The 18,226-nt window shown below is 65.9% G+C and carries 13 protein-coding genes; 6 read left to right on the top strand and 7 right to left on the bottom strand.

From position 1 onward, the window contains the following. The first annotated feature begins 13 nt into the window (after positions 1-13). From AB6A69_RS10120 to AB6A69_RS10135, 4 genes are all read left to right on the top strand, one after another. Complete coding sequence (locus tag AB6A69_RS10120) at positions 14-1,210, top strand: aminotransferase class V-fold PLP-dependent enzyme (RefSeq protein WP_371060655.1); 1,197 nt, start codon at positions 14-16, stop codon at positions 1,208-1,210. A 105-nt stretch (positions 1,211-1,315) separates the two neighbouring features. Beyond that, positions 1,316-2,488, top strand: coding sequence for a malate--CoA ligase subunit beta (locus tag AB6A69_RS10125; protein WP_371060656.1), 1,173 nt, complete (start codon positions 1,316-1,318; stop codon positions 2,486-2,488). Between the two features lie 11 nt (positions 2,489-2,499). Then, entirely contained in the window at positions 2,500-3,396 is an 897-nt protein-coding gene (sucD, locus tag AB6A69_RS10130) for a succinate--CoA ligase subunit alpha (RefSeq protein ID WP_371060657.1), read from the top strand. A 346-nt stretch (positions 3,397-3,742) separates the two neighbouring features. Continuing rightward, on the top strand, positions 3,743-4,198 hold the full coding sequence (locus AB6A69_RS10135; protein WP_371060658.1) for a DUF411 domain-containing protein: 456 nt from the start codon (positions 3,743-3,745) through the stop codon (positions 4,196-4,198). 108 nt (positions 4,199-4,306) lie between these two features. Here the strand turns inward: AB6A69_RS10135 and AB6A69_RS10140 are convergent, their stop codons facing one another. The 4 genes from AB6A69_RS10140 to AB6A69_RS10155 form a co-directional block, all read right to left on the bottom strand. Further along, positions 4,307-5,569, bottom strand: a complete 1,263-nt coding sequence (locus tag AB6A69_RS10140; RefSeq protein ID WP_371060659.1) for an MgtC/SapB family protein — start codon at positions 5,567-5,569, stop codon at positions 4,307-4,309. Between the two features lie 100 nt (positions 5,570-5,669). Further along, positions 5,670-6,302 (bottom strand): methyltransferase domain-containing protein, encoded by a 633-nt coding sequence (locus AB6A69_RS10145; protein WP_371060660.1) that lies wholly within the window; start codon positions 6,300-6,302, stop codon positions 5,670-5,672. Continuing rightward, entirely contained in the window at positions 6,299-6,985 is a 687-nt protein-coding gene (locus tag AB6A69_RS10150; protein ID WP_371060661.1) for a class I SAM-dependent methyltransferase, read from the bottom strand. The genes AB6A69_RS10145 and AB6A69_RS10150 overlap by 4 nt, the downstream gene beginning before the upstream one ends. After that, on the bottom strand, positions 6,982-7,326 hold the full coding sequence (locus AB6A69_RS10155) for a hypothetical protein (protein WP_371060662.1): 345 nt from the start codon (positions 7,324-7,326) through the stop codon (positions 6,982-6,984). Before AB6A69_RS10155 ends, AB6A69_RS10150 begins: the two co-directional genes overlap by 4 nt. 278 nt (positions 7,327-7,604) lie before the next feature. Here AB6A69_RS10155 and AB6A69_RS10160 point away from each other — a divergent pair, with 278 nt between their 5' ends. Beyond that, positions 7,605-8,894 carry an MFS transporter gene (locus tag AB6A69_RS10160; protein WP_371056212.1) on the top strand — a complete coding sequence of 430 codons (1,290 nt, stop codon included), beginning with the start codon at positions 7,605-7,607 and terminating at the stop codon, positions 8,892-8,894. A gap of 105 nt (positions 8,895-8,999) precedes the next feature. Here AB6A69_RS10160 and AB6A69_RS10165 read toward each other — a convergent pair whose 3' ends face one another. From AB6A69_RS10165 to AB6A69_RS10175, 3 genes are all read right to left on the bottom strand, one after another. After that, entirely contained in the window at positions 9,000-10,244 is a 1,245-nt protein-coding gene (locus tag AB6A69_RS10165) for an MFS transporter (RefSeq protein ID WP_371060663.1), read from the bottom strand. Between the two features lie 397 nt (positions 10,245-10,641). Further along, positions 10,642-12,267 (bottom strand): Ig-like domain-containing protein, encoded by a 1,626-nt coding sequence (locus AB6A69_RS10170; protein WP_371060664.1) that lies wholly within the window; start codon positions 12,265-12,267, stop codon positions 10,642-10,644. 980 nt (positions 12,268-13,247) lie between these two features. Further along, complete coding sequence (locus tag AB6A69_RS10175) at positions 13,248-16,709, bottom strand: hypothetical protein (protein ID WP_371060665.1); 3,462 nt, start codon at positions 16,707-16,709, stop codon at positions 13,248-13,250. A 704-nt stretch (positions 16,710-17,413) separates the two neighbouring features. On the opposite strand from AB6A69_RS10175, the gene AB6A69_RS10180 reads away from it, so the two are divergent. Continuing rightward, on the top strand, positions 17,414-18,196 hold the full coding sequence (locus tag AB6A69_RS10180) for a WecB/TagA/CpsF family glycosyltransferase (protein WP_371060666.1): 783 nt from the start codon (positions 17,414-17,416) through the stop codon (positions 18,194-18,196). Positions 18,197-18,226 lie beyond the last annotated feature (30 nt).

An 18,226-nucleotide genomic window follows, 5' to 3' on the forward strand; every position in this document is an offset into this window, starting at 1 on the left:
TGGAGGCGACCCGATGCGCACTGGACAGACCCATCTCTTCATTCCCGGCCCGACGAACGTTCCCGAGGACGTCCGGCAGGCGATGAACGTGCCCATGCAGGACATGCGCGCGCCCGATTTCGGCGAGCTGACGCTCGATCTCTTCACCGGGCTGAAAAAGGTCCTGCGAACGGAGGCGGGGCGCGTGATGATGTTCCCGGGCTCGGGCACCGGTGCCTGGGAGGCGGCGATCACCAACACGCTCAACCCCGGCGACAAGGTGCTGATGTCGCGCTACGGGCAGTTCTCGACCCTCTGGGTGGAGATGGCCCAGCGCCTCGGCCTCGACGTCGAGGTGATCGACGTGCCCTGGGGCGCCGGATGCCCGGTCAAGGAATACGCCCGCCGCCTCGGCCGCGACCGCGAAGGCCGGATCAAGGCCGTGTTCGTCACCCATAACGAGACCGCGACCGGGGTCACCTCGGACGTGGCCGCGGTGCGCCGCGCCCTCGACGAGTGTTTCCACGATGCGCTTCTCTTCGTGGACGGCGTCTCGTCCATCGGCTCGATCGATTTCCGCATGGACGACTGGGGCGTGGACCTTGCCGTGACCGGCTCGCAGAAGGGCCTGATGCTGCCCGCAGGGCTCGGCATCCTGGGGGTCTCGGAAAAGGCGATGGAAGCCTCGAAAACCTCCACGATGCGCCGCGCCTATTTCGAGTTCGCGGACATGGTGAACATGAATGAGGGCGGATATTTCCCCTACACGCCGCCGACGCAGCTTTTCCACGGCATGCGCCGCTCGCTCGACCGGATCTTCGCCGAGGGCCTCGACAACGTCGTGGCGCGCCATCACCGTCTTGCCGAGGGGGTGCGCCGCGGCGTGCATGCGATGGGCCTCGAGCTCGTGGCAGAGCATCCCTCGCTCTATTCCGACACTGTCAGCGCGATCCGCGTCCCGCAAGAGATCGACGCGCGCGACGTGATCGCCGCGGCCTACGCGAAATACAACGCCTCGCTTGCCTCGGGCCTCGCCCGGCTCGCCGGAAAGGTGTTCCGCATCGGCCACCTGGGCGACCTGAACGAGGGCATGATCCTCACCGCCCTCGGCGTCACCGAACTCTCGCTCGCCGAGGCGGGGATGAAGGTCGAGTTCGGCCGCGGCGTCGGCGCGGCGCAGGCGTGGTTCGCCGGCCAGGCCGGCGAGGAACTGCGCGTGGCCGCCGAGTAAGCCCGGCGCCGCGACCGCGGCGCCGTCATCCGAAACGATCGGGCCCGAACCGGCGGTATCCGCCGGACCCACACCGCCTGTCCAAGCATCACCCGGAGGAGACCCATGGACATTCACGAATATCAGGCCAAGGAGATCCTGAACCGCTTCGGCGTGCCGGTGCCCCGCGGCGGGCTGGCCTACAGCCCCGAGCAGGCCGGGTATCGCGCCCGCGAGCTTGGCGGCGACGCATGGGTGGTGAAGGCGCAGATCCATTCCGGCGGGCGCGGAGAGGCGGGCGGCGTGAAGCTCTGCCGCTCGGAGGAGGAGGTGCGCGACTTCGCCGCCACGCTCTTCGGCAAGCAGCTCGTCACCAAGCAGACCGGCGCGTCGGGCAAGGGCGTCTACCGCGTCTGGGTCGAAAGCGCCTCGGACATCGCGCAGGAACTCTATCTCGGCTTCGTGCTCGACCGGAAGTCTGAGCGGATCATGATCGTGGCGTCGGGACATGGCGGGATGGAGATCGAGGATCTGGCCGAGACGGATCCGGACTCGCTCCGCCGCATGGCGATCGACCCCGCCACCGGGCTGTGCGAGTTCCAGGCACGCGAGCTGGCTTTCGCGCTCGGGCTCGAGGGCGGGCTCGTCGCGCAGATGGTCACCACGCTCAAGGCCTGTTATCGCGCCTACCGCGAGCTCGACGCCACGATGGTCGAGATCAACCCCCTCGTCATCACCGGCACGGGCGAGCTCGTCGCGCTCGACGGCAAGATGAGCTTCGACACCAACGCGCTTTTCCGCCGCCCCCAGATCGCCGAACTGCGCGATCCCTCGCAGGAGGACGCGCGGGAATGCATGGCCGCCGACAACGGGCTGGCCTATGTGGGTCTCGATGGCGACATCGGCTGCATCATCAACGGCGCCGGCCTCGCCATGGCGACGATGGACATGATCAAGCTCGCCGGGGGCGAGCCCGCCAACTTCCTCGACATCGGCGGCGGCGCGAGCCCCGAGCGCGTGTGCCGTGCCTTCCGCACCGTGCTCGCCGACCGCAACGTGAGCGTGATCCTCGTCAACATCTTCGCGGGCATCAACCGCTGCGACTGGGTGGCCGAGGGCGTGGTGCAGGCCTACCGCTCCGAGGGGCTCACGCTGCCCGTCGTCGTGCGGCTTTCGGGCACCAACGTCGAGGAGGGCCGGCGCATCCTCGCCGAGTCCGGCCTGCCACTCGTCACCGCGGACACGCTGGCCGACGCCGCCGAGAAGGCCGTCGCCGCCCGCACCAAGCTAGCCGCCTGAGGGAGGACGCCATGGCCATTCTGATCGACGACACCACGAAAGTCCTGGTGCAGGGGATGTCCGGCCGCATCGGCCGCTTCCACGCAGAGGAGATGATCGCCCACGGCACCAACGTCGTGGCCGGCGTCACGCCCGGCAAGGGCGGCGACGAGGTGCTGGGCCGCCCGGTCTTCGACACGGTGCGCGCCGCGGTGGCGGCCACGGGCGCCGAGGCGAGCCTCGTCTTCGTGCCACCCCCCTTCGCCGCCGACGCGATCATGGAGGCCGCCGACGCCGGCATCCGCACGGCGGTCTGCGTAACCGACGGGATCCCCGCGCAGGACATGATGGAAGTGAAGCGCTTCCTCCGCCGCTACCCGCGCGAGCGCAAGATGCGCCTCATCGGGCCAAATTGCGCGGGCGTCATCTCGCCCGGAAAAGGCTTCATGGGGATCATGCCGCCCCACATCTACACGCCGGGGCGGGTCGGCATCGTCGGCCGTTCGGGCACGCTCGGCTACGAGGCGGCGAGCCAGATGCAGATGCTCGGCATCGGCGTTTCCACCTCCGTGGGCATCGGGGGCGACCCGATCAACGGCTCGTCCTTCCGCGACATCCTCGAGCTTTTCGAAGCGGACGCCGAGACCGACGCGGTGATGCTGATCGGCGAGATCGGCGGCCCGCAGGAGGCGGAGGCCGCGGCCTACGTCCAGGAGCGGATGAAGAAGCCCGTCGTGGCCTATATCGCCGGCCTCTCCGCGCCGAAGGGCCGCAAGATGGGCCACGCCGGCGCGATCATCTCGGCCTTCGGCGAAAGCGCCCAGGAAAAGGTGGAGATCCTTTCCGAGGCGGGCATCACCGTCGCGCCCAACCCCTCCGCGATGGGCGAGACGATGGCCCGGGTGCTCGAGGCGCGCGCTGCGTCCTGAACCGCGCGCGCCCTGCCCGCTGCTTCCCGGCGCGGCGGGCATCTTTCGCGGATAACCACGCAGAAGGCCCACGCCCCTGCGCCGCAACCGACGGCACCATGCCGGACAACGCCATGTGCCTCCTCGCCGGCGGCACCGGATCCTTCGGGGGCGCGAACCTCGATCGAGCCGGCCACCGGCAGGAGGCGAGCGGCGCGACCCTCGATCGTCCGTGGCCGACACACTGCGGCTTGGTGCTCCGGGACCCTGACCTGACCGCCACGGCCCGACATCTTTCGCACTTGATCTTCCCGTCACTGGAGGCTTCATCCTCCTTGTTCAGCGAAACGATGGGAGGATCCTGTACATGCAACGTCAAGTCGCGCCGTTTTCCATGGCCGCCGCGCTCCTCGCGCTTCTGCCGACGCTCGCCACGGCCCAGACCGTGCACGTGGCCAAGACGTCGGGCTGCGGCTGTTGCGTCGCATGGATGGATCACATGGAAGAGCACGGCTTCCGGGCGACCGGGGAGGACGTGTTCGGTGGCGCGCTCGTGCGGATGAAACTGGACAGGGGCGTGCCCGCCGGTATGGCGTCATGCCATACCGCCACGGTCGATGGCTACGTCATCGAGGGCCACGTGCCCGCCGCGGACGTGCGCCGGCTTCTCGAAGAGCGGCCCGATGCGGTCGGCCTCGCGGTGCCGGACATGCCTCTCGGCTCACCGGGGATGGATTTCGGCAGCCGGACGGAACCCTATGACGTCCATCTCATCCGGCGCGACGGCACGACCGAGGTCTTTTCCTCGCACCCGGGCGATTGAGCGCCGGGAAGCTGGTCGGCCTCAGCGCGCGGGCCTTCGGGACACCAAGCGGCGCGATCCTTGTCGGCCAGCCCCTGCGGGGCCGGTGGGCCGTGCAGGACAGGGCGCCTAGTTCAGGAACCAGAGGCTCGCGCCCCCCGCCGCGATCACCGCCGTGTAGATCCCGGCCACGCGCATGCCCAGTTGCCGGTTGCCCGCGACAAGGGCGATCCCGCCCTTCACGGCGGTGTTGACGGCCGCGGCGATGAAAATGGCGATCGCCCCGCTTTGCACTGCGAGATCGCCGCCGACCAGCCGCGAGACGGAGATCGTCAGCGCGTCCACGTCGGTGACGCCGGAGAGGGCGGCGGCGGCGAAGACCCCGCGCTCGCCCAGCCACGACCGAAGGTAGTGCATTCCCAGCATCACCCCCGCCAGAAGCGCCCCGAAGGAGAACGCGGCCTTCAGTTCGAGCGGGTTGGAGAGCCCCTCCACGCCCTCCATCACCCCGTCATCCCGACGTGACAGAAGCTGGACGACCGTACCGCCGGCGAGGCCCGTTGCGGCCATGACGCCCATCGGCATGGCGAGGGGCGCGACGAGCGTGGGCTCGAACACCGCGACGAGCACGAGGATACGCAGGAACGTGACCGACCCGGCCAGCACCACGCCCGCCGCGGCCGTGCGCGCGAGAGGCGGGCGGTCGCGCACCAGCCGGGCCAGCGCCAGCGTCGTCGAGGTCGACGAGGCGAGACCGCCGAAGGCGCCCGTCGCGAGGATGCCGAGACGCGTGCCGACCAGGCGCATCGCAATGTACCCGAAGAACGACAGGCCCGCCACGATGACCACCGCCCACCAGATCTCGAACGGGTTGAGCACCTCGCCCGGCCCGTACCCGCGGTTGGGCAGAACCGGCAGCACCACGACGGACAGCACCGCGAGTTGCAGGAGCGCCACGAGCTCGAAGCGCCTGATCCTCGCGACCCAGCCATGAAGAAGCGGCTTCATCGCCAGCAGCAGGGCCGCGACCACGGCGACCGCCGCGGCGGGCGCCATCCGGCCGAGAACCGCCGCCGCGCCGAGCGCGAAGACGAGCAGAAGGGCGACCTCGGTCGTCAGGCCCAGGTCGTCGCCCTCCTCAAGCCGCACCCAGTAGCTGACGGCCAGAAGCGCGCCCAACGCCAGGAACGCGAAGGCCAGAAGGGCGGGCGAGGTCGCCTGCACCAGCCAGCCGCACACGCCGCCCAGCAATCCGGCCAGCGCGAAGGTGCGAATGCCCGCGACACGCGCGCCCTCGGACTCCTCGCGCCCGTGCCAGCCGCGTTCCAGCCCGAAAAGCAGCCCGATGGCCAGTGCGAGTCCAAGTCGCTGAAAGATCTCGAGGTCATCCATGCGCGCCATCATGCATCAGAATACCCCCCGCGCCACAAGCGGCATCATGCGGGCGGGACCGTCGCGGGCCGCAGGGCGCGGGCGGGCTTTCCGCGGCCTGTCAGGGCGCGGCCGGGACCGGGTCCGCCCGGTCCGGGCACGGCGCGCGGAACACCGCCATCTGGCTCGCGCCTCCCAGGTCGGGATGACGGCCCGCGATGTCCTGGAAGGTGACGGCATAGCCCGCCGACCGCGCCGCGCGGCTGCACCACTGCCGGAACCTGCTCCGCGACCACTCGAACCGGTGGTCGGGATGACGGAAGCGGTGCGGCGGCACCCCCAGCAGCGGATTGAACTCCGCGTTGGGCGTGGTCACCACGACCGCGCCGGGCCGCAACGTGTGAAAGAGCGCCCGTTCGAGCCGCGACAGCCGGTCCGGGTCGAGATGCTCCATCGTCTCCACCAGAACGGCGCAATCCATGCCGGCAAGCTCCGGCGCCGGGTCCGTCATGGAGGCGGCACGCAGCTCTATCCGGGGCCCGCAGGACCCGAGGTCGCACAGGCGGCGGCGCAGCCGGTCGAGCGAGGCCGTGCAGATGTCGAGGCCCACGATCTCCTCGATGCCCGGCTCCCGCGCCAGGCGCAGCAGAAGATCGCCGTCGCCGCAGCCGAGGTCCAGTATTCGCGCGGCCCCGGTCGCGCGCACCGCCGCCAGAACCGCCGCAAGGCGTTCTTCGTGCAGCCAGCTGGTCATGCCGAGCGCCCGCCCGGACGCCGCAGCAACGCCACGTCCTTCACGGGCACCTCGCAGGTCCAGCCCCATTCCGTGGCGAGATGGCGGAACGTCGCTTCGCGGTAGAAGGCGACGTGGGTCGGATCCTTGCGGTAGTGCCAGGTCCCGAAACGCGCGTCATCGGTCTGGAAGCAGGTCATCACGGCGAGCCATCCGCCGGGCCGCACCATCCGGCGCAGGCGCGCGAACGCCTCGCCCGGGCGATGGAAATGCTCGGCCGTCTCGGTGCAGGCGACGAAATCGTGGCTTTCGGAAAGCGGCGCGGGATCGGGGGCGAAAAAGGGATCGTAGAGCGCCACCGCATGGCCCGCCTCGCGCAGCATGGCGGCGAGCGCCGGGCCGGGTCCGCAGCCGTAGTCGAGCCCCGACGCCCCCGGCGGCAACCGGTCGAGGAGGGGTTTGGCCAGCCGCGACAGGAAACGGCGATAGCCGGGGTCGTCAGGGTCGTTCTCGTGGGTGAGATAGAAGGCGCGTTCCTCGTCCCGTGCCGGATGCTGCGCCGGGTGCAGGAACCGCAGACCGCAACCGGGGCAGCGAAAGTAATCCCGCGCTTCCGCATGGATGAAATGCGCCGCTTTCGCACCGCAGAGCAGGCAGGCGCAGGCGCATCGATGCGGCACCGGCACGTGGACCCGCCCGGTCATCGACCCTCTGCCCGCGCAAGGGCGCCGGCCTGCGTGAACGGCGTGCCGGTATGGGGGGTGCCGAAGATCACGGGCTCCGCCGAGGCCGCGCCCCATGCTCGGCCCGGCCGATCGGGAAAGCGCGGGTCCGGCAGGCGGTCGGGCCGCGCGGTCCCGCAAGCCGCGCTTTCAAGCCGCCGCGGCGCACGCTCCGGCGCGGTGACGAGGCCGGTCATCAGGAACGCCTGCCCCGGAACGATCTCGTCGACCTCCAGCGCGCGGCGCAGATCCTGCCGGCGCCGCAAGCCCGGCGCGCCGATGGACGACGGGCAGTCGTCCAGGTCCTCGAAGAGACGGCTCATGTCGTTCACCCTGCCCTGACTCCCGAGTTCCGGATGCAGCCTTGTCCGCCGAATCCACCCGCGCATCAACCGCAGGCGCGTCCGCGGCATCGGCGATGGCCTTCGGTCATCGCGTCGGCGGGTTGGACCGCGTCAGAAAGACGCGCACCGGTCCGGTCGCAATGCTGACGCTTTGTCGCAAATGATCGGACATGCGGCGCTGCAGCGAAGGCGGCGGCGATCACTGGGTGCAACGTTGGACGGGCATTGCGGTTCCCGGCGACAGGACAGGGCGGCTCATGTTTCAGATGTTGTCCGGGGTTTGGGCCCTTCTGATCGGCATCGTGCTCATCATGCTGGGCAACGGCATGCATTTCACGCTGATCGGTCTGCGTGGCGAGATCGAGGGATTTTCCGCCGCAGAGCTCGCCGTGGTCACCTCGGGCTATTTCATGGGCTTCCTGTCGGGCGCGCGGTTCACCCCGTTGCTGATCCGGCGCGTCGGGCATGTGCGTGTCTTCGCGGCGCTCGGCAGCTTCATGTCGGCGGGGCTGATCGCGTTCACCCTCCTGGCCGAGCCCTGGGCCTGGACGCTGTTGCGCATCCTCGTGGGGTTCTGCATGTCCGGCATCTACGTTGCGGCCGAGAGCTGGCTGAACAACGCGTCTACCAACGAGACGCGCGGCAAGATCCTGTCAACCTACATGATCGCGCAAACGTTGGGCATCATCGGCGCGCAGGGGCTGCTGACGCTGGGCGATGCGGCAACCTCTGCGCTTTTCATCGGGGCATCGATACTGGTGTCGGTCTCCTTCGCGCCGGTGCTTTTGTCCGTCACGCCCGTCCCCGCGGTCGAGGTGGCGCGGCCGATGTCCCTGCGCAAGCTGTTTTCGAGTTCGCCGCTGGGCACCATCGGGATCTTCCTTCTGGGCAGCGTCTACGCGACGCAATCGGGGATGGGCGCGGTCTTCGGATCGCAGATCGGGCTGTCCGCGTCGCAGGTCGCGCTTTTCGTCGCCATGCTCTTCGCCGGGGCGCTGGTGCTGCAATACCCGATCGGCTGGCTTTCCGACCAGATGGACCGGCGCAAGCTGATCTTCGGGGCGGCCCTCCTCGGCGCGGCAGCCTGCGCGATGGGATGGCTCGCCGGCAGCGACGCGCCATGGCTGAAGGACGCCGGGCTCTGGCCCCTCATGGCCGCCGCCTTCTTCGCGGGCGGCGTGACGACACCGCTTTACGCGCTGTTTCTCGCCTACACCAACGACTTCCTGTCCATCGAGGACATGCCGGCGGCCTCCGGGGGGCTTGTCTTCACCTTCGGGCTGGGCGCGATCTTCGGGCCGCTGGCGACCGGCTGGGCGATGCAGGAGCTGGGCCCGTTCGCGTTCTGGCTGGTGCTGGGCGCGACCTTCGCCATCACCGCGATCTATGCGCTCTACCGGATGACGCAGCGCGCCAACCTTCCGGCGGAGGAGACCGAGAGCTATCTCGGCGTGTTGCCCACCGCCTCGCCCGTGGCGGTGGAAGCGGCCGGCGCCTGGGCCGCCGACCAGGCCGAGGCCGAACGCGACGGCGACGCCGCGTCCTGACCGCGCCCGCGCCCCCCGCCCTGCATCCTCGCCGGTCGCGTCGCCGGGCGGTTTCCGGGAACGCGCCAGGCGACCGCGATGCGGCGCGGCGACAAGGATCGCGCATCAGCCATGCATGGCGGCCGGAACCCTCAACGGACGGTCGCTGGCGTGGCGGTCGCGCAGCAGAACCGCCGTCGCCGCGGGCAAAAGCGCGACACCCAGGAACGTCGCGCCGGTCCCGATGGCATCCGCCGCGACACCCGCGATCGCCGGTCCCAGGACGCTGCCCGCGGCCGTGGCCAGAAGGGCCGCGGTGAAACTGAGCGACGGCAGGGCGGGAAACAGGCGCTCGGACCAGACGGCAAGCACGGCGCTCGTCATCATGACGTGCACGCCCTGCAACCCGGCCGACGGAACCAGCCCGGCCCAGCTGTCCGGCAGGATCGCGGCCAGCGCCAGCGACAGCGCCCCGGCCAGCATCACGAACCGCAACAGCCAGGGCAGGCCTATGGCCGTCTTCACACGGCCCGTGAAAAGCCCGGCCAGCCCGAAAAGGCCGTAGACGACGAAGACGAGACCCGGCGTCGCCGCGGCGGGCAGGCCCGGCACGCCGCCGCGGTCCAGCATGTGGTCGGCCGCGAAGGATATGTAGACCGCCGAGGTAATCCCGTAGACGAAGGCGATCACGAAGAGCGGAAGCGCCCCGCTGCGCAGAAGCTCGCGCCACCCTTTTTCGGGTATGCCGTTGGGGTCCCTCTCGACATCGCGCAAGGCGGCATGATTGGCCAGCAGGGCAAGCGCGCTCGCGACCGCGAAGCCCGTCCAGCACAACCGCCAGGACAGCCCCATCATCACCATGGCCAGCGCCGCGAGACCGGCCGCCGCGATCCCGACGCTGGTGCCGGTGCTGATCTCCGAAAGGGCCCTCGGCCGGTCGACGTCCCGGACCTTGCGATGCACCGCGTCGTTGAAGGGCGTCCAGGCGAACCCGGCGCTTGACGCGGCAAAAAAGACGCCCACCGCCAGGACGAAGACGTTCTGCGCCACGGCGACGACCGACATGCCGAGCGTCGCGGCGATCAGCCCCGATAGAACGGGCACCTGCGGCCCCCGCCGCATGAGCAGGCCCTGCGCGACGAGCAACCCGAGGAAGAAGCCGAAGAAACCGAGGCTCGACACGAATCCGATCTGGGATGTCGACATCGAGAAGGCCGACCTGAACTCGGGCACGAAGAGCCCGAAGCCCATGCGCCCGGGGCCGTAACTGATCGCGGTCGCGGCAAAGCCGGCGACGGAAAGGCTCTGGAAATAGGTGATGCCACCCTCCCGCGACTGCCGCGCTCCCCGCAGAGTTGACGTCTCGTCCATGGCGTCTCGTACCGCGCGTCGCGCTTCCGGGGCTGTCCGACGAGCATGCTCTGTCGGCGAGACCCAGTGGTCGGACAGGTTGCGCGTGGGCGCTTATTATTCGATCGACGGGCCGTGGCCTGTCAACATGTATGCACTGGCAACGAAGTTCGGCGCCGCTTGATCAGAGGTGGCCGGCTCATTGTGCAAAAACCGTTCGCAGTTGAGCATCTCCGACGTGTAGGGCGGTGACGCGGACTGTGACAATTCGGCATTGCGTCCGCAGCAACGTGCAAAAGCGGCCGATCGCCATGCCAACCGTTACCTACGTCAGTGCGCGCACTGGCTCTAAGGGCCCGCCCCCAAGTGAACAACGCGGGGGCGAGTTTTGTCGCTTCTAGAGAGGAGGTGCGGCTTCTCAGAAGCGGATATCGACGCCCAGATTTCCGCCGACGCTGCGGAAGTTTGAGCCGATGCCGTCATAGAACATGCCCGCCCGGACTGTGGCTCCCTGTCCTGAGTCCCAATTCAGGCCCAGATGGGTGCGCCCGCGCCAGTTTTCGAACTCAGGCGCTGCTGCCCCGCCGTCTGTGGAACTGTAGATCCCCGACACGCCGCCGGTTAGCTCCACGGCGTTTGCTCGTACCGGAAGTGGGGTGCTGAAGTCCAGACCGGCTTTGACTTGCATCAGGCTCACGGTCTGGCCGGGGATCGTATTGCCCAGGCTGTCAGTATAGGCCCGCTGGGTGTCGTCCGTATAGGTGAAGTCCAACAGCGGCATCAGGGTGGAGTTCTGATATTCGTACTCCCCGGTAGCGCGCAGCTGTGCCAGCCAGCGCTCGGTCTCGAAGCTGTCGGTGTATGTGCCGATTGGTGAAATATCGCCATCCGTCTGGCCATAGAGCAGCCGTCCTTCGAAGTAGAGAGGCTGATCCGGGGTCTTGGCCACGAAGTAGGGACCAACCATCCAGCCGGTACCGGAGGAGTTGCCGGCGCTGTCTTCCGCGTGGTCGACCTGAAGCATGCCCCCTGCCAGCAGGTTGGGATTTACAAAACCATGCATCCCGAAGCTGCCCACAACGTAGGAGTCATCTTTGGACCAGGCACCGGTGATCTCGGCCCAAGTGTTGCCCTGGGAAACGCAGCCGTTGAGCGACGCTGATCCTTCCCTGGTATTCGCGTTGAAGTTGCCACAGCCATCGTCCTGCAAGAAGCGGGTCAGGCCGGGCTGGTTCGAGGCCAGGTTGTTGGCCCGGCCCAGCATGAAGCCCGCGATCTGTTCTCGGGTGATCTCGACAATCCGGTTGTCAATGCGCAGTGCGTTGGATGCGGTGTTGTCGTTGTTCGCGGCGTCCTGTGCTGCGCCAGCTGGCACGGTTATCGAGACATTGCCGTTTCCACTTGGGGTGATCTCCAGCGTGTAGACCGCAGGGCCACCTGTGATGCCCGTGACAGACCCGTTGGTGACGATCACGTCGTTTGCCAGATCATCAAAGCCTGTCACGTCTTCGTCGAAAGTGGCCGTGACGGTGAATGGATCGGTACCGGTCAGTGACGCAGGGCCACCGGAGAGAATGACAGATGGGGGGGTAGTGTCCGTCGCGCCACCCAGGAAACTGATCTCGGAGCCGGCCTGGTAGGTATGATCGGGGTTGACGCTGTCGTTGAAACTGTCGTCCAGCGTTATGGTCCATGTCCCGCCTGCCGGCGCGCCCGAAGAAAACGGAAGCGTGCCGGAAAAGGAATAGGTCCCGGGCGAAGACGCAAATCCGAAATCACTGTCTCCCCGGTAGAGCACGGTGGTCCCGTTGGGTGCGGTGATCCTGATCCTGGTCTCCGAGCCATATGAAATTCCGAAATGGCGAACCGAGAAGTCGAACGCAATGCTGTCGACACTCGTACCCGCCGGAAGCGTGATCGTCCGCACCGTCGACGAGCCCCCGTCCACATCGACATTCGACAGGTCAAGCACGTTTGCCTGAGCCCGGGCATCGGGTGCCGCGATCATGACCGCCAGGAGTCCCGCCAGGATGATCAGGGCCACGCGGATAAGACCCGACCGCACCCGCGCCTGTAAATCATGAACACCCATGCATTTGTCCCCTCAGAACACCCCGGTTTCGCCCTTCCGAGCGCGTTAGTTAAGCCTTCAACTATCGGAAGTTATCGTCGGCCGACGGTCGACAGTTATCGCCGGCCGGTCAAGTCGGAAGGGGCATGGCGTAACCAACGGCCGCTGCCAGATGTTATCTTGCAACATGTGCTTTGCCGGCGGACACCGGGCGAGCCGGCGGCCCGGTGTGGCTTGCCACGGGGGGGGGGGGGGCGTGATGGCCCCGTCAGCGTGCGAAAGCGTGCAACTCATGAGCTACTCGGACAGGCGAAACCAGGAGGTTGGAGCGGGACGGTTGAACGCGAATGACCAGGGCCCGGTCTAGACCGAAATTCCCCAAGTGGCCTGCCGATTGGGATCAAGGTTGCCGGACGAGGCCGTGCGGTCGAGCGTTTCTTCGCTTCGGATCGTGCCTGGCCGCGCACAATCGCGCGATTTCGGACTGCTGAGGCCGAGCGGCGGGGTCGTCCTCGGCCTTCTGAGGCGTTTTTCAGCGCGTCGGACAAACCCGTCGAGCCGGTTTCGTGGCGTCTTTGCCCGGATTGCCGTCGCGCGCGCAACGGTGGCGCTCGAAGTTGGTTCATGGCGGCGAGGAAGGGCGCGCACCAGGTCATGTTCCGAGGTGCCCCCAAGTCAGCAGAGCCCCCGTTTCCGCAGAGCCGCGTTCTAGCTGAAGCAGTTCGCCAGGCCATAGAGGGCGGGAGGGTGTTTTCTCATGGAGTGCGTGTACCGGCATGGCTTCACTAAGTGAGCCCTCCGCCGTCACACCTGTGCAACAACGCCGCGAAGCGGCCAGAGAGGGCCGCTTCTGCCACCGGGCGGATCTGCCCGAACGCGGCCTCCCCTCGGGCGAGCTCCAGGAGTTGGGTCGCCCGTGGCGTTATTGTTTCGGAGTACTGGCCATCCCGGGATCACAGGAAGCTCATCTCGTTTAAAGGGTCGATCGGGTCATCGAAAACGACAACAGTTGTTTCGCTGGAGGGGTCAGGCGAGAGGCCGGCGGCCAACTCGTCCCAGAGGGCGGCATCTTCGTCGGATCCGTCCAGAGCATCTCCGATGGTCGATATGCTGGCCTGCCCGCTACCGTTGCTCAACTCCAACATGACAAGGTCGGCGGCATAATCGATCACAAGCTCTGCATCCCGATTGCCGCCCAGCCCATGAATGGACACGGCGTCGAAGTGACCTGCGATCGCATCGACCTCGATCAGTTCCAACCTGCCATTGCCGGCAAACCCGCCGAGATCGAGGGTTAGCGTCCCGTTCAGCGTGATGCCGGAATGGACATTGCTGCCGTCCTGATCCCAGGCGCCGCTGCGGAACTCCTTCAAGGTGGCAAAGCCGTTCCCGTCGGACAGGAAGGACAGGCTGCCACCATCTTCCAGCATCAGGGTTGCGATACCGTTCTCCGCGCCGTCGAAACCGACCTTTGCCGAGGAGCCCGAGATCCGCAATTCGCTGTCGTTGCCGATGCCGAAGCTCGCGTTGTCCACGCCGAGGATCGCCTGACCGCCATCCACGTTCATGGTGAAACTGCCTGTAATCTCGCCGGTATTGGCAAACCGCCCGCCGCTGACGTCGACCGACAGCATGGCCTCGCCCGCGAAGCCGTTGGTCCAGAACTGACCGGCGCGCTCGACGAAGAGCATGCCTCCGCTTTCGCCAACCTCCAGGGCTTCCACAGTCAACTTGCCCTGGCCCACCTGCAGCTTGCCGCCCGGGCCGAGAGAAAGCGCGGAAAGGGCGGTCGTGCCCGCGTAGTTGACCCAGTTCCCGCCCAGATCGACCGTGTCGCCGTCATCGGGCCGTGCGTCCGAACTCCAGTTGAGGCGATTGTCCCAACGCACACCGTCACCCAGGTCATTCGGAATGAAGCGGTGGTGGGTCTCGCCTTCGGCGCGCGGCTCGAAGCCGAACCCAGCCTGAAACCAGTCAATGATGTCGCGGGAACTCAGGCTGCCATCCTGCCAGTTTGCCCGCGCATACTCCATGAGATCGTAAATCAACCCGCTCTTGTAATAGAGCCCCATGTCCTCGTTGGCCGTGGCATCTGCCGGGTCGAGCCCAAGAAACTCGAGCGCGAAATTCTGGATCGTGACCTGGTCCAGCGCTGCTGGATCGAGGCCCTCGATATTGGCCTCAAAGCCATTCCAGTTGTAGACGATAGTATCGTTGAAGAAGGGCGCATACTGGTTGAAAGCGGGGTTGGATTTTGTCAGCGTCTTGAAGGCAATCTCTTCTGGATTGTTCGGATCGGCCTTGTGTGCGACGATATTGCCCAATAGTGATGTGTCATATGACTCGTTTCGAATGCCCCAATCCTTGGCGCCGATCTGTTCAGCATCCTTAAAGCCTGCCGAAGTCACGATGTTGTCGAGCAGAAGCGAGAAGTTGCCATCGCCAACGTTGAAGGCCGCCTGGTTATCCAGATAAAGGTTGTTCTCGGCAAACGCGCCGCCGCGAAACTGCGCCCCGACAGATGCGGCCTGTGCGAAAATGTTGTCGCGAGCAGTCACATCGCGCGTGTCGCTTTGCAGGTAGAGGTTGTGACTATACATGCTCGGCGGCATCGGGTTATCGGGTGAACCTGTGTATCCTTCACCCCACCCGTTATGAAGATAAATATTGCCTTCTAGGAGAAGACCCTCGACATTCTTTATGTAAGAGCCAGCCTCCCTATTGGCATTTCCCTCCCAGCCATTGTCCGGGTCGACCGGCGCCTCCTTAATTACATTGACAATTTCCGAATTTCGGATCGTCCAGCCAACGGTCGTGAAATCAAAGCCCTGTACCCCAAGTCCTTCCTTAGTGAGCTTCACGCCGTCAAGAATAACGTTGCTCGAAGTCAACACAGATAAGCCGCCTTCGAGTTGAATGTTCTGCACGACAATCTTTTCAGCCGGCTCTTTGATAATTTTATTTTGTGTTGTGATGACCGGCCTTTCGCCGGAACCCCAGGATGTTATCAGGCGCGGGTGTAATTCACTTTCACCCTTTGTGCCAATCCCCCACCAATGTTTGCTGTATTCATGGCCGCGTTCCAGCAGAACCCACGACGAGCCGCCGAGGATGCTAGTTTCGGGCCACGGGTCAACAGTGTCCTCTTGCAGAGGCAAATCCTCCGAGCCGCCATATTCGGGATTCGCGATCAGCCAGTCATTCGTGATGTCACCCTCTGACAGCCCCTCCATCGCCGCAATGTCGGCTTTGGTGAGGCCATTCTCTCCATTGCTGATGTAGAGCTTGCGGTGGTTGTCGCCGTGCTCGATTACAAGGTCGTCGTTTGCGTCCGTGGCGAGCATGTAGTGATTGCCAAGGCCCCAGCCCGCCTCCAGCGTCGGCTGCGACACGCTCAGTTCGACCGTGTGGCTGGTGATCGATCCGTCCGAATGGGTAACGGAGTAGTCGAACGACAGCGGGCCACTGTAGTCGGATCCCGACAGCACAAGGGCAAGGGTGTAATCCGGGTTCACCGTCACGTTGCCATGCGTGGGCAGCGAGGTGATCTTGACCCCCGCGATATCCGCCGCCGCTTCTGGCAGGGAGAGCGTCGTGACCCGGCCGCCGGCGACGGTCAAGGCTCCCGAGCCGTCCAGGGCAGTAGGGGCAACCTGGCGAGACACGGAAACGGGCTCTCCGAGGGCAGCTTCCCCTTCGGTTTGCGACGCCGTGTCATCTCCGCCTGCGTCTTCCGTCGTGTTCTCCGCATCGGTTTCGGAAGTCGTGTCTCCCGCCTCGGTGTCTGTTATCGTGTCTCCCGCGCCGGTCCCCGTCTCGGTATCTTCTTCGACGGCCTCATCAGTCGTTTCCTCTGCGACGGGCTCTGTGGTCGTGTCTCCGGCGTCGATCGCTGTCGTTGTTTCCTCGTCTGCGGGCTCTTCCCTCGTCTCCTCTGCGACGGGCTCCGGTGTCGCGTCTCCCGCGTCACTCTCTGTCGTTGTGTCCTCTTCTACGAGCTCTTCCGTTGTCTCCTCTGCAACCGGCTCTGTCGTTGTGTCATCGGCAACGAAATCAGAGGTCGGCTCTTCCGTCTCCGTGTCGGGCGGCGGGGCGACGAGGACCGGATCCTCCTCTTCCGCGACATCCTCGGTTTCTTCGGGCTGCGGGGCTAGCTCGTCCTGTTCCGCCACAGGATCCGTCGCCGTTTCCTCGGAGTCGGCTTCGGCGTCCCTGAGCATCTTCTTGATGCGCCCACGGGCTGCCATCATACCGGAAGGGCCCCATGGCTCGCTCGCGTCCGTCGTCTCGGACAATGTCGTATCCGCGTCGAGACCCGTGTCCGCCCCATCCTGGAGCAGGCTCTCCTCTTCGAGGTCTCCCTCGGTATCCTTCTTCCAGAACTTGCGGGAATTATTCTCGAACTTCGGGGCCATGAAGTCATCTCCTGGGTCAGGGGAATGGTGCCGTTGGGATCAGGACGGACAGAGCGGGACGCGATCGAAAAATCCCCCCGCCCGCAAACGGTTTACGGACGCACGAAACGCTCCACGCAAAGGCGAAGACCAGCTTCAGGTTCATGGGAGCTGCTCGATGCTCATTATTATTCTCCGAACTCTACAAGACCGTGTGCGGTCAGGCCAGCTTCCCACCACGCCCTGTGGCTTACGGCCAGATATTCGGCAAGAACCCGCCGGGCCCGCCAACGAAGTCCAAGGCCAGCAACGCGACGGCAGCATGCCGACAAGCAACCCTGATCATTGCGGAAATTGTGCCCTGATTATGGCCTGAACCGGGCCTTGCCGTGACTAATGCTCTGATTTGACGGGGGATTGTTTACATTCCAGCGATGCAAAGCATCATCGTGCGTACGTGCTCTGGTGCCTGAGGTGGCCGGGGGTCGTTGCGCGGTTGCGAGCATTCGCGACGTCGCCGAATGAAAGAAGAAACGAAGACCGCGCTCTCGTCACGAATGACCTTAAACCCTGCAGCGGGTCACGTTCCATTTCCAGGTTCGCGGTGTTACTTTACGCAGCCACGGTCGCTTACCGTACCAGACGAACGTGTCCCGGCAACGCGCCCGCTTGCTGTCGTATGGGAGACAAGCGAAAAACGGTGATGGCAAAAGGGTTCTGCGACGATGATGAAGCACAGCCTGCGTCGCGACACGGCGCTTCTGGAAGCGGTCACCGTTCCGTCCCAGGCCGCGTTGCTGGAGGATCTGCGCGACCGTATCGCCCGGGAAGAAGGCTTTGCCGTCGCCACCATGAACCTCGACCACGCCGTCAAGCTGCGCCAGGACTCCTCCTTTCGGCAAGCCTACGCCGCACAGACCCATGTGACGGCGGACGGGCGGCCAATCGTCTGGCTTTCGCGGCTGGCGGGGCGGCCCGTCAGCCTCGTCACCGGCTCGGATCTCGTCGGTCCTCTCATTGAATTATGCGCGAAACTCGGCGCGCCGGTCGCGTTGCTGGGCTCCACGCCGGAGGCGCTCCGCGAAGCCGCCGAGAGGCTTCGGGCGCATCACCCCGGGCTGCAGATTGCTGCGCTCCTGTCACCGGCCATGGGTTTTGATCCTAGTGGCGCAGCCGCCGAGGGCCTGATCGAGGATCTGCAACAGTCCGAAGCCCGGGTGTGCCTTCTGGCGCTTGGCGCGCCGAAGCAGGAGATGTTCGCCGCGAGAGCGCTCCAGGCGCTGCCGTGCATTGGGTTCGTTTCCGTCGGCGCGGGGCTGGATTTCGTGGCCGGAACGCAGAAACGGGCCCCCCGTCTGGTCCGGAGATTCGCGCTGGAATGGATGTGGCGGTTGTCAGGAAATCCTCGACGTCTGTTCCGCCGCTACGCGAGTTGTGCGGCCATCCTGCCCGCGCTCACTTGGAGCGCTCTTTCGATGAGGGTGGACAACGCCGTGAAGAGGGAGTGAGTACAAGTCTTGAATAAAATGCGCGGCCGA

Source organism: Rhodosalinus sp. 5P4 (assembly GCF_041365695.1).
GTDB lineage: Bacteria > Pseudomonadota > Alphaproteobacteria > Rhodobacterales > Rhodobacteraceae > Rhodosalinus.

Excerpts from the sequence above, each read along its gene's own strand:
- AB6A69_RS10135 (WP_371060658.1), top strand. The coding sequence starts at position 3,743 with ATGCAACGTCAAGTCGCGCCGTTTTCCATGGCCGCCGCGCTCCTCGCG.
- sucD (WP_371060657.1), top strand. The coding sequence starts at position 2,500 with ATGGCCATTCTGATCGACGACACCACGAAAGTCCTGGTGCAGGGGATG.
- AB6A69_RS10175 (WP_371060665.1), bottom strand. The coding sequence starts at position 16,709 with ATGGCCCCGAAGTTCGAGAATAATTCCCGCAAGTTCTGGAAGAAGGAT.
- AB6A69_RS10140 (WP_371060659.1), bottom strand. The coding sequence starts at position 5,569 with ATGGATGACCTCGAGATCTTTCAGCGACTTGGACTCGCACTGGCCATC.
- AB6A69_RS10145 (WP_371060660.1), bottom strand. The coding sequence starts at position 6,302 with ATGACCAGCTGGCTGCACGAAGAACGCCTTGCGGCGGTTCTGGCGGCG.
- AB6A69_RS10120 (WP_371060655.1), top strand. The coding sequence starts at position 14 with ATGCGCACTGGACAGACCCATCTCTTCATTCCCGGCCCGACGAACGTT.
- AB6A69_RS10155 (WP_371060662.1), bottom strand. The coding sequence starts at position 7,326 with ATGAGCCGTCTCTTCGAGGACCTGGACGACTGCCCGTCGTCCATCGGC.
- AB6A69_RS10150 (WP_371060661.1), bottom strand. The coding sequence starts at position 6,985 with ATGACCGGGCGGGTCCACGTGCCGGTGCCGCATCGATGCGCCTGCGCC.
- AB6A69_RS10165 (WP_371060663.1), bottom strand. The coding sequence starts at position 10,244 with ATGGACGAGACGTCAACTCTGCGGGGAGCGCGGCAGTCGCGGGAGGGT.
- AB6A69_RS10125 (WP_371060656.1), top strand. The coding sequence starts at position 1,316 with ATGGACATTCACGAATATCAGGCCAAGGAGATCCTGAACCGCTTCGGC.
- AB6A69_RS10180 (WP_371060666.1), top strand. The coding sequence starts at position 17,414 with ATGATGAAGCACAGCCTGCGTCGCGACACGGCGCTTCTGGAAGCGGTC.
- AB6A69_RS10160 (WP_371056212.1), top strand. The coding sequence starts at position 7,605 with ATGTTTCAGATGTTGTCCGGGGTTTGGGCCCTTCTGATCGGCATCGTG.